General features: G+C 40.6%; 7 protein-coding genes. All 7 read left to right on the forward strand.

What is annotated here, in order from left to right; translation table 11 throughout:
- Positions 1–4: 4 nt before the first annotated feature.
- From ACHLI0_RS19190 to ACHLI0_RS19220, 7 genes are read left to right on the forward strand one after another with little or no spacing between them, the layout of a single operon-like run.
- The gene (locus ACHLI0_RS19190; protein ID WP_490749856.1) at positions 5–1591 is read left to right on the forward strand and encodes a RagB/SusD family nutrient uptake outer membrane protein; all 1587 of its coding nucleotides are present in this window, start codon (positions 5–7) and stop codon (positions 1589–1591) included.
- A gap of 8 nt (positions 1592–1599) precedes the next feature.
- Complete coding sequence (locus ACHLI0_RS19195; protein ID WP_490749857.1) at positions 1600–3345, forward strand: DUF5108 domain-containing protein; 1746 nt, start codon at positions 1600–1602, stop codon at positions 3343–3345.
- Positions 3346–3350: 5 nt separating this feature from the next.
- Complete coding sequence (locus ACHLI0_RS19200) at positions 3351–5093, forward strand: hypothetical protein (RefSeq protein WP_490749858.1); 1743 nt, start codon at positions 3351–3353, stop codon at positions 5091–5093.
- A gap of 16 nt (positions 5094–5109) precedes the next feature.
- Positions 5110–8262: a SusC/RagA family TonB-linked outer membrane protein gene (locus tag ACHLI0_RS19205; RefSeq protein WP_490749859.1), complete on the forward strand. Its 3153-nt coding sequence runs from the start codon at positions 5110–5112 to the stop codon at positions 8260–8262.
- A 5-nt stretch (positions 8263–8267) separates the two neighbouring features.
- Positions 8268–10019, forward strand: a complete 1752-nt coding sequence (locus ACHLI0_RS19210) for a hypothetical protein (protein WP_090613916.1) — start codon at positions 8268–8270, stop codon at positions 10017–10019.
- Positions 10020–10051: 32 nt separating this feature from the next.
- Positions 10052–11659, forward strand: coding sequence for a rhamnogalacturonan lyase (locus ACHLI0_RS19215; protein ID WP_090613726.1), 1608 nt, complete (start codon positions 10052–10054; stop codon positions 11657–11659).
- 21 nt (positions 11660–11680) lie between these two features.
- A complete protein-coding gene (locus ACHLI0_RS19220) occupies positions 11681–12334 on the forward strand; it encodes a hypothetical protein (RefSeq protein ID WP_118417752.1) in 654 nt (217 codons plus the stop codon).
- Positions 12335–12408 lie beyond the last annotated feature (74 nt).

Below are 12408 nucleotides of genomic sequence, written 5' to 3' on the forward strand. Positions count from 1 at the left end.
TAATATGAAGAAATTATTAATATACATAGCAATAGCCGGAACAACTTTGCTGACTTCTAGTTGTAATGATTGGCTGGACGTACTGCCTAAGAACGAACAGGTATCTCCAGAATACTGGAAAACAAAAGAGCAGGTAGAAGAGGTCTTGGCACAAGGATACCATAATATGCGTTTGACAGTTCCTACATTAATTTATTGGGGCGAACTTCGCGGGGCATCCATTTATGCCTATTCAGGTAAGTCAAAACAGGAATTACAGAATTTCCAGTTAACCTCCTCATCAAATGAATGCAAATGGGCAAGTTTCTATTCTATATTGAATGTGGCGAACTCCATTATTAAGTATGCACCGGAAGTAAAGAGGGAAGATGAGACTTATCATGAGGCAGTAATGAACTCAAATATGGCAGAAGCATATTTTATGCGTGCATGGACATACTTTACGTTAGTACGCAATTTCAAAGAAGTACCTTTGATTTTGGAACCTTACATGACGGACGAATATGCTGTCGATGTACCCAAATCTTCAGAAGAAGCGATTATAGCGCAGATCAAGTTGGATATCGAGACTGCACTTTCCACAGGAGCAGCCAAAGAAATGTATGATGATGAAGACTGGACCGGCATGAGTAAAGGACGTGTCACCGTATGGGCATTGTATGCATTGATGGCAGACGTGTGCTTGTGGAGCGAAGATTATGATGATTGTGTAAGATATGCGGATATGCTGATTAATTCGAATTCTACTTTCCGTCCGGCATTTGTGGAAGATCCCGAACAGTGGTACGGAATCTTTTTCCCGGGTAATAGCAACGGTTCTATATTTGAACTTAATTTTGATCAGTCACGCAATCAATCTCCTGATGATGATGCTACAGCAAGCTCTTATCCTTCTCCATCGAATATTTATCCTTGGACACAATCTACTGTTGCCGCTCTTCAGTTTTCGAATGCAATGTGTAAACGTTTGTTTGATGAAGAAACCGATACATGGGTAACCTCTAACACGGTTCGTGGTTATGGTAATACATTTATTCTTTCTTCAGGAACTGTTATTGGTAACTCCAATACGGAAGGCTATCTTCCTTTTAAGTTCAGAATTGGTGGAAAAGATGGATTATCTACGGCTCGTTCATACAAAGATGCCAACTGGATACTCTACCGCATGGCAGATATATTATTGATGAAAGCTGAAGCACTGATTTGGAAAGGTGGCGAAACAAATTTCGCACAGGCTTTGGAACTTATCAATAAAATACGTACTCGTGCTAACGTTACCACGTTAAGTGTTCAGACGAATGCTGTGTCACAAGAAAACATGCTCGGATACTTGCTGCAGGAACGTGACCTTGAATTTGCTGCGGAAGGCAAACGCTGGTATGACCTTTTACGGTTCGGTAGATCGCAAAACTTTAAGTATAAAGATCAGTTTATTAATATGATCATTGAAAATAATGCAACGGTTAGTGCTAGTTGGATACGTTCGGTACTTAAGAATACTGATGCATGGTATTTACCTATTAACCAAGGTGAGATTGACAGTAACCCGAACTTAATACAGAATCCTTATTATGATGTAACTGCAAATTAATATATACTATGAAGAATATTGTAATATTTTGCCTATTGATTTTGTGCATCACTTGTTATTCCTGCGATGATCCGTATAAGGATACGGTATTTAAGGTATATGATGTGCAACCTGCAGCAACCTATCTCCAGAATCGTCCTGACGATTTCTCTGAATGGGTGAAAGTTTTGAAATATGGAGATTTGTTCAATGCTGTAAACCGCGCAGAGGATGCTTTCACTGTGTTGGCACCTACTAATGATGCAGTTCTCCGCTTTTACGAAAAGAAGGGAGTAACTTCTATCGAAGATTTGGGATATGAATATGCCCGCACTCTTGTTACATATCATGTCATCAATGACTCCATTGATCGGGAGGATTTTGTGAAAAGCGGTGAATTACCGGGCAGAACACTTTCAGGAGATGCATTGAAAGTTTCTTTTGGTAGTGAAGGCGGCGATAAATCTGTTTATATTAATAAAGAAGCTCATGTGAGCGAATTAGCAATACGCACAGCTAATGGGCGCATATATGTGCTTGATGATGTGCTGAGTCCGGCTGTAGAGACTATCTACGCACGTCTTTCGGACAAGGGTAATTATAAGATATTTTGTGAAGCGTTGGAGAAAACAACATGGAGCGATTCGCTGAGTGTTGTGAATTCTATACTCGAAGGTCCGTTAGGCATGAGAGTAGAATTGCGTAAATATTTCACAGTATTTGCCGTATCCGATGCCGTATTTGCACAGGAAGGTATCACCAGCTTTAGTGCATTGGCTACCAAGGTTGGAGCATTGACCGACGATTATGAACTCCCCAATAATGAGTTGAACAGGTTTATAGCTTACCATATTATGGATGGAGAACATACTATTGAATCTCTTCGTACATTTCCAAAACCTTTCGACAGAGACACATGGGAATATAGGAAAATGCTGAATACGAGAGCAACAAACGACCTGATCTTGATTTCCGAAAACGGATTAAACAATGAAGTTAAATTCATAGAGGAACAAGCTGACGAAGTCGTGAAAAATGGATATATCCAACCGATTGATGGGTATTTGCCGGTGAAAACCGATTTTGAGCCGATACCTGTTATCTTTGATTTCTGTGATTATCCCGAAGTATCTTCATATATCGCTTCAAAAGGAAAAGGACAGCTTTATCAGCAGGTTTCACGTGACGATGATGATACGTACACTGCATTGACAAAATTCATAGGCAGGCAGGAGATTGTTCCGCAAGTTTCATCTTATCAAATAGAAATGGGACCTAGTGGTACGTTGGCAAGTGACTGGAGTTATTTGTCATATTGTACCAAAGGTGCCAATACTTCGGGCAACTGGACTAAGTTGATGAATAATGATGCGTTGGTAGTCAATATAGGATATAACGGTACATTGAATTTGACCATTCCACCCATTTTGGCCGGGAAGTATAGAATTACTTTATATTACGCATATGATCCGTCGATGAAGTTTATCGGTGAGAGGGGAGAGGGCAGTCAAGCCGGTTTGACCAATTTCAGATTAGATTCTAAACGACTGGCAGGTGGTGACAACAAACGTATTTATGATGGAAAGACGGGAGATGTACAAGATTGTTTCAATACACCGTTAACATCAAATTTGAGTGGAGAAGAAACTGCGTTTGAATTTACAACAACCACTTCTCACACATTAAACGTAGTTGTGGTAGATCCTGCAGCTAGCTCTCACAATAAATTCCGCATGTATTTTGATTATATATTGTTTGAACCTGTAATAGAATAACAACCATGAAGAAAATTAGATATATCATAGCATCTGCTTTGGTTTCGATTGGACTCAGTGCCTGTACGGATACTTGGGATTCGCATTATTCCAAGTGGGAAACGGTGATTGACAACACGGAGATTGAAGCAGTGGATGAGCTGGCGGCCGACTTCTTAAAGACTGCTCAAGGCTATAGTAAGATGTATGAACTGTTCGACAAAACAGGAGTGATTAAAACTTGGCAGGAGAAAAACCTGATGTACACCATCATGGTGGTAGGTGATGAATCTACAGCTAACACGAATCAGCCTGCTACGAAAGCAGAAGGCAGCGAAGGACAAGCAAGCGCTGAAGAAATATTTAAGGCAGAGGCCCACATTACGGATGCTCTTCTTTCACCCAGTAATCTCGAAGATGGACAACGTTTGTTGATGTGGAATGGTAAATATGTGACTGTAAGAATCTATGATGAACCTATGGATGGTATGGAACCGGGAATTTATTTCAATGGTTCGAAAGTGAAAAAGGTGATTAAAACCCAAAATGCCTATATTTATGATTTGGAAGAATATATCAATACTCCCAAAGCATTAATGGAGTACCTCAAAGAATTGCCGGACGAAGAATACTCTATTTTTAAGGAAATGGTATTGAGTCGTACGCAAAGAGTATTTGATAAAGCCGCAAGTACACCTATAGGAATTGATAAGACTGGAAATACAGTATATGACTCTGTATTCACAGAAAAGAGTCAGTATTTTGCAGATAAGAAGTTAGACCTTTATTCGGAGAACATTACCGCTACATTACTGGTACCTTCTAATGACTTGATAGAGAACGCACTGAAAGAGGCGAAAGAGAAGTTGAAATCGTGGAATATGGAACGTGAAGACTCTATTCTGAACAACTGGATATTCCAGACTGCTTTTTTTAGTAAAAAGTATGTAAAACAAGACTTTATTTATAATGAAAGTGATCCGACTTCAACCCAGGACTTCTATTCTGTTTTTGACCAACAATGGCGTACAACAGTAAATACGGTAGATCTTGATAATCCGGTAGAGTTGAGTAACGGTGTTGCTTACAAGATAACTTCACTGAAAATACCGACCAACAAGATATTGATCTGGAGAATCAAGGAACGCTTTGAAACGTTTGACAAATTGACGGATGAAGATAAAAAGTACTATTATCCCGGATATAATTATATCAGTACTTATCTGAAAGATATCGGTGAGAACGTACAGATGAATCGTGTGAAAGAATACGTGGGGGCCAATCAACCTCAACCGTGGTTGCCGGCCGTTTATTGTAGATCTATGATGTTGTGGGTGGTAGATACCGACAGACCAGGCATTTTCAAATTCAAATGCTATCGATTGGTAGAAGACAAAGCTTCTACAACAGGTTTCACGGCTGTACCTTATAAGATACCTGCCGGATCATATAACTTCTATATGGGATTCTTAGGTTCCCGTTCGCAGGTGAATGCTACTTTCTACCTGAATGGTAAAAAGATACCGAAATGCGAAAACGGTCCTATTCCATCTTCAACCATGAAGGGGTCTAATCATGACCGTGGTGGTGGCGGATATAGCGAGCTTTACAGAGCCGGTAACTATGATCGTGACGGATCAACAGATCTTGGAGTAGTCACATTTGACCAAACGGAAGAACTTGAAGTTACAATTGAATTTACAAAAGGCGCACAAAGCACGATGGAACCAACTACGTGGTGTTTCCGTCCAACAGTAGATTTGTATTAACCTTGATAAACAGGATATGAAAAAGATAAAAACAATACTTAGTATTTCTGCGCTACTCGTATGTGGGGTGGCAAATACATGGGGACAAGGAGGCCAGAAACTGACAGGTAAGATTTTGTCAGCGACAAATCAGCCGGTGGAAGGTGCTATTGTCACAGTACTCGATACGATGAATGTAACTACCAACAAAGAAGGTACATTCCAGTTTGAAGTGAAGGACCTTTCTAAAGCAGGTGAGATTTCCGTTTGGGCTCCGGGTTACTTCTCGGCGAAACAGCTAATCAAAAATCGGTCGAATATCGTGATTACATTGATTCCCGAAGATCAATATAAATACAATGAGACTATGGTGCTCCCCTTCCGTCGGGAAGGGGAAATGCAGCTCGAAGACTATACGGCTGCTACCAACATCACTAAGAAAGATTTTATGTTGGGTACTACGAAGATTGATCGTGCTTTGACAGGACAAGTTGCCGGGTTGCAAGTGAAACGCAGTAGTGGTATGCCGGGAGAAGGCAGTTATTATAACTTACGCGGTATCCGCACATTGACTGGCGATAACGCTCCTTTGATTGTGATAAACGGAGTGCCTCACATGCCTGATAAAACACCTTCCGAACTGATTGGCGGCTTTACCCGTGATATCTTTCAGTTTTATCATTTGCAGGATATACAGAATATCACTGTGTTGAAAGGTGCGGAAGCAGCTATGTATGGTTCAATGGGTTCCAATGGTGTAATCTTGATCGAAACAGACGGTACCGCATCTAATGACTTGGAGACCAGGGTAAGTTACTATGGATCATACGGAATCAACTGGAACGATAAGCGGATGCCGGTGATGGGACTGGATGACTACAAGCAGTATCTGGCAGATATGGGTATGACTATTTCTAAGGACCCGCAGAACTTCTATACAAACTTCCCGTTCATGCAGAATCCCAACGATCCACGTTACAACTATCTGTATAACAATAATACGGATTGGCAGGATTTGATTTACAAGAACACAGCTTCCACCGATCATCTTTTCAGAGTAGAAGGTGGTGACAATATTGCTAAGTACGACCTGTCATTAGGGTATTACCGCGAGAATGGTCTGATGGATAACACAAGTATGGAACGTTTTCATACATTGCTGAATGCCAATGTGTTGGTCAATAAACAACTGAATATTTTTGCAACAGTAGGTTTGGCTTATATGAACGGACATTATCAGATGCAGGGGATGGATATCACGACGAATCCTATATTGGCAGCCTACGCAAGATCTCCTTTCCTGAGTCCATACGAAAAAGACCGCGAGGGAAATACACTGAAAACTTACGCATCTCATTTCTATGGACGGAGCAAGAGTCGAGATTACAGTGTCAGCAATCCTTTAGCAATAGTTAACACGTTGGATTCTCGCAATCGCCAATATGATCTGAATATGAAAGCCGGTATTGCATATAGCCCTTTTCGAGAATTGACACTAACCGGAACAGTAGGTTTGTATTATAATTATGATAACGAACATCTCTTTATCCCCGGAGCAAGTGAAGCTACTATAGTACCGTTAAGCGATAAATACGGTTTGCGGAATAATGCGGTAAGCGACGGAGTTGCTGTAACGACTAACTTTTTTGCCAACTTGAATGCCAGTTATAAGAAAACATTCAATTATGTCCACCAATTGAATGCAATAGCCGGATGGCAGTTGATGACTACTAAAAACGAATATGATGCAGGAGAAGGACGCAACACCGGTAATGACTTCTACCAGACATTGGGTAGCACGACTGACGGAAGACGTTTCTTGGGGTATATCAATAGCTGGAACTGGACTAATTTCTACGGACATGCCAACTATACTTACAATAATATGGTACAGGCATCTGTGAATATAGCTGTTGATGCAGCTTCTTCTACCGGTACGGATGTTGCTCGTTTCTATACATATCCGTCAGTAGGAGTAACTTTGCTGGGCAAAGGATGGAAACCGCTTCTTGATGCTACATGGCTCAATAAGCTGAATGTACGTGCCGAATACGGACTGACAGGTAACTCACGCTTCTCTTCACAGATGGGAGGATACTATTATTCCACAGTACCTTACATGCAGTTGTCAACCATCGTTCGCTCTAATATCCCGAACGTATCATTGAAACCGGAGAAGAATGCTTCTTTGAATCTCGGACTGGACTTGTCTGTACTGAACAATCGTTTGAACCTAACTTTTGATTATTATAACAATCAAATCAGTGATATGATATCTGCTATGCCTCTTTCATCTGTTTATGGATCGGTTCCCTATTATGCGAATGTAGGTAAGTTAGAGAATACAGGCATAGAGTTGTCAGTGCAGGCTTCATTGGTACGCACTCATAACTTCGAGTGGATCGTTGGTGGAAACATTGCTCGTTCCAGAGATAAGGTCAAGTCATTGGGCGGTGAAGAACAAATCATATTAAGTTATGATAATGGTGTGCAGATGGTCAACCGTGTGGGAGAATCTCCTTACCAATTCTACGGTTATCAGGCAAATGGAGTATACTCCACACAAGCTGAAGCTGACGCGGCAAATCTTAGTAATCGTACCGGACGTCGTTACAATGCCGGAGATGTACGTTTTGTAGATCAGAATGGCGATAACCGTATTGATGATAAAGACCGTATTCTTCTTGGCAGTGCCGCTCCCGCCTATTTCGGAGGTTTCTATACACAATTGAAATACAAAGGATTTGCTCTTTCTGCAGAGTTCTCATATTCAAAAGACAACATTGCATACAATGCTGTCAGACAACAACTGGAGGCTGTGTCTACTACCAACAACCAAAGTATTGCAGCTGTAAACCGTTGGACAGTAGAAGGACAGAAGACCGATATGCCGAAGGCAACATGGAAAGATCCTGTGGGCAACAGCTATTTCTCTTCTCGCTGGATGGAAGATGCATCTTACCTAAGAATGAAGAATGTGACAGTAAGCTATACTTTCTCTAAAACACTTTGGAATTTCTTCCGTTCGGGAACAATATATGTGACAGGCGAGAACCTGTTGACCTTCACAGATTATTTGGGAATGGACCCTGAATTCTCTTATTCTTATGCTGAGAATATGCAAGGTTTTGATAATGCAAAGCTAATGCAACCCAAAACAGTGAAAATGGGCGTTAATTTAAAATTCTAATGAAAATGAAAAAGTTTAAGATAGAAATAATACTTATGGGGGTGTTGGCGATGATATTCGCTTCGTGTAGTGACTTCTTTGAGCCAAACAATGATACGACCTTGAATGGTGACAGATATATCAAGGAAGGCAGCGAGCTTTATTCCGGTTTTCTGGGTATCATCACAAAGATACAAGCTATCGGAGACAAAGCTATTTATCTGACCGATATGCGTGGAGAACTGTTGGAACCTACCGAAAATACACCGGCAGACCTTTATAGCATCTATAATTATGATGATGATTTGAGCGGTAACACATACGCTGACCCTGCTAAGTATTATGATGTAATTATTGCTTGCAATGATTATCTGCAGAAAGCAAAAGAATACAGAGATACACATGTTACTACCGTAGATGACGATGATTATAGAGGTCTGATTAGTAGCACGGTGAGATTGAAAACATGGACTTATCTCATGTTGGCAAAGATATATGGACAAGCTATATGGTTCGACGATCCGATGCAAAGCATGAAAGATATCGTCAGCCAGACTGCTAAGAACCTGAGTGAGCTTGTCGATGAATGCGACAAACTGTTGAATACAGGCTTTGATGGAATAAACGGTACATACAATATGTCATGGAATGAGTGGCTTGATCCAGCTAACGGAGCTACTTCCACAAACGATGAATATAAAAGATGGAATATGATGGTTCCCGGATACTTCGTATTACAGGCAGAAATCGCACTTTGGAAAGGGGATTATCAGAAAGCGGCTACAACGATTCTTGGAGAAATGAGCAGAACTTTTGCGTTGGCTGAGTATCAAGGAAATGTTGCTAATATCAAGTATATGCGTTCGGGAAGTTACGGTAGCAATTACGGTCAGCAATATGATTCTGAGATGCCGGTGCTGACAGCAGCTGAATCTGTTATTATGTATGATTACAAATACAATCAGCAGAATTCGTTATTGAATCATTTCGACCGTAGCGGAAGCTATATGATGCGTGCTTCTGTGCCAGGATCAAAACGTTTTGAAGATATTACTTTCAATCCGTCTGCCGATGCAACGGCTATTAAAACATCTGATGCGCGTTTCAGAGCCATTCAGGAAATCGAAAAAGATGTGGAATATGCGATACGCAAATACCGTGGATTTAGAAAGAGCGGACATTCTGTTGCTCATGACGATACATATATAATGATTTATCACACTTCTGATCTTTATTTCATGGCGATTGAAGCGCTGAATAATATGGGACGTTTTGAGCCGGTATCCGTCTTGATGAATACTGGTGTGGATCCCTTCTACGGAGCCGGTGTAGTATTGGGCGAACAATGGCAAGGACTGAATTGCAACTGGGGATTGTGGACAACACTTTATGCGGGATTCCGCCGCACGTATGCCGATAATGGTGTTCGCGGTATTTTAGGACTTGGCAAGCGCGATATGTGGCAGACCCCGGAAGACATCAAAGAGGAGATTGTAGCAGAACAAAAATTAGACGGTTTGAGTGACGAGGACAAGATCAAAAAGCATAATGATATTGAATTGGTGAAAGAAGCCTTCTTGGAATTCCCTTGTGAAGGAAAAACTTATCCGCTTATGATTCGTGTGGCAAAACGTTGGAATGACTATTCATTTATAGCAGATTTTGTCGGGCAGAAATATGAATCCGATCAGGCTAAACAAGCAGAAGTAAAAGCCAAGATTATGAATGGTGCTTATTTCGTACCTTGGGACTTGCAAGGTAAGTCTTCTTCTCATTAAATAGCATGTTTTTCAATCAAAAAAAGATAATTATGAAAGATATAACAAAAATAACGTACTTACTTTTGGGACTGATGTTATCAGTCCCTCTAGCCGCACAAAAGACATATTATATGGATCCTGAGGGAAGTGATTCTAATCCGGGAACTTCAGATAAACCTTTTGCCACTTTAGTAAAAGTGCAGGAAGTGGTAGTTGCGGGAGATGTAGTTTATATCAATCCGGGAACATATGTGGTTCCCGCCAATCAAGTGCCGATGACAACTACCAATAGCGGACTTTATCATTGTGTATTTCATATGAATAAAAGTGGTGAAGTAGGTAAACCTATTTCTTATTTGGCTAATCCGAATAAACAGGGGAGGCCCATTTTTGATCTTTCGCAGGTAAAACCGAAAGATCAGCGTATTACGGTGTTTTATGTTACAGGTTCCAATCTTTATCTAAAGGGATTTGATGTCATCGGTACGCAAGTGACTATTACCGGTCATACGCAATCAGAGTGTTTCCGTATTGTAAAAGGAGCCAATAATAACAAATTTGAAGATTTGAGAACGCATGATGGTATGGCAATTGGTTTCTATTTGCTTGGAGGAAGCAATAATCACATCTTGAACTGTGATGCTTACAACAATTATGATTCGGTTTCCGAAGGTGGTAAGGGGGGCAATGTTGATGGTTTTGGCGGTCACATTAACTCATCTTCAGTTGGCGAAGGCAAAGGCACGGGAAATGTGTTCGAAGGATGTCGCGCATGGTACAATAGTGATGATGGTTTCGATTTGATCAATTGCTTCGAGGCTGTGAAGATAATTAATTGTTGGTCTTTCTTGAATGGGTATAAACCCGGAACCAAAGAAGTTGCTGGTGACGGTACCGGTTTTAAAGCCGGAGGCTATGGAATGGCTGCCGACAAACTGCCTGCCATACCCAGTGTGATCCCTCAACATGAGGTACGGAATAGTTTGGCTTATTACAATAGATTGAGAGGATTTTATGCCAATCATCATTTAGGTGGAATTATATTTGAGAGCAATACGGCTGTCAATAGCGGAGAAAACTATAATATGACAAACCGTGAGTCACCTCTGGCGCTTCCTCCGACTGATGTCAATGGATATGATCATATGGTTAAGAACAACTTATCATTGGTTACAAGATCGGGTAGTAAGCATATTGTAATGGTGAACAGGGCGAAGAGCGAAGTATCCAACAATTCGTTTGATGGTAGCGAGGAAGTGATAGAAACCGATTTTATTAGTTTGGAAGAAGCGGAATTGATGAGAGACCGCAAGCCTAACGGAGATTTGCCTGATGTTAATTTCGGAAAGCTGACTACTGATGCGGAATTACGTTTTTGGGGAATGGGATGTTTTGCTACAGGTGAACCTACTGATCTTGATTTTGGTTGGTTGAAGAAGCCGACAATTGTTGTAGTTGGAAGTAAAGCCAGTGTAGTGGGACCCGAAGCTGCATCGTTCACGAAGATGTATGTGATTGTAGATGGCGAAGAAACGACGGAGTTTGATAAGAACTCAATAGACTTGTCTGATTTTAGCGGCGTGCTTGAAGTGAAGGCAGTCATTGAAGATGCAAACGGAAACATTACAAAATCTATTGCGCTTAAATTTAAAAGATAAAACGGATAAACTTAGAATAATATGAAACAGTTTATTAATATTTATATAATATCTTTTGTCTTGATATTATCTCAACTCAGCCTCTTTTCGTCTTGCAAAGACGAAGATACGGTTGCTGAACTGAAGCTTGATCGTATAGCTATTCAAATCAAAGAAGGAAGTGAAGGTATACTAAAGATTGAAAGCGGAAGCGGTGGATACCAGTTTTCTTTTTCTGAAGAAGGTTATGCTACCGCCAAGTATCGTGAAAATCTGATATACATTCAGGGAGTGAAATACGGCAAAGTCGTCTTGAATGTAACAGATTTGGAAGGACACAGCGTATCACTTGATGTAGTGGTTGTATCAAGTGTATTGAGCACCGATAATCAGCGTTTTGTATGGGGAAACATGATTGAATTAAATAAAGCCAATAATTGGAGTTTGTTCACTGATGTCAATAGTGTTGCTATTACCAACGTAATGGAAGGAAGACAATATGTGTTATCCTGTGACGGTGATTTGTCGGTTGGTGTGAAGTCGAATGCCACGTTAGAGATCTTGAGTAGTAAAACCGGAGCTGAACCGGAGATCGTTCAACTGGCTGGAATGGAAGTGTTGCAAATAAAAGATGGCCTTTGTTCCATAGTCTTTAGTACGGCAGACCGTATGGGTGAGCTTGTGTTTCAAAAATAGATATATACGCTGAAGATAAATGAATCGATCTGATATCAAGTTAGGCTTGGTTATCAGATCGTTTTTTTTTGTAT

The sequence above is a fragment of the Bacteroides sp. RCH18 genome (assembly GCF_058231005.1).